2 tRNA genes are annotated in these 305 nt (G+C 46.9%); both read left to right on the forward strand.

Going from position 1 to position 305, the window contains the following annotated elements:
- The first annotated feature begins 73 nt into the window (after positions 1 to 73).
- Positions 74 to 147 (forward strand) — tRNA-Asp (locus PGU50_RS05875).
- Positions 148 to 191: 44 nt separating this feature from the next.
- Positions 192 to 264, forward strand: a tRNA-Val gene (locus PGU50_RS05880).
- The last annotated feature ends 41 nt before the right edge of the window (positions 265 to 305 follow it).

The raw sequence follows: 305 nt of genomic DNA on the forward strand, positions 1-305 counted from the left end.
TAAGGAAGAATGGATGGAGTAAAGATTTAAATTTGTATGTGGTTTTGAAGGTACATGAAATGCCTTTAAATAAGGCCCGATGGCTCAGTTGGTTAGAGCGCCGCCCTGTCACGGCGGAGGTCGTGGGTTCGAGTCCCATTCGGGTCGCTTGCAGGAAACACTTAGTGTTGATTGCTTAATTAAATTATCATGGGATCATAGCTCAGCTGGGAGAGCATCTGCCTTACAAGCAGAGGGTCATAGGTTCGAGCCCTATTGGTCCCATTGATATGCCGATGTGGCTCAATTGGCAGAGCAGCTGATTT

Source organism: Coprococcus sp. AM11-30B (assembly GCF_027674365.1).
Lineage (GTDB): Bacteria > Bacillota > Clostridia > Lachnospirales > Lachnospiraceae > Allocoprococcus > Allocoprococcus comes.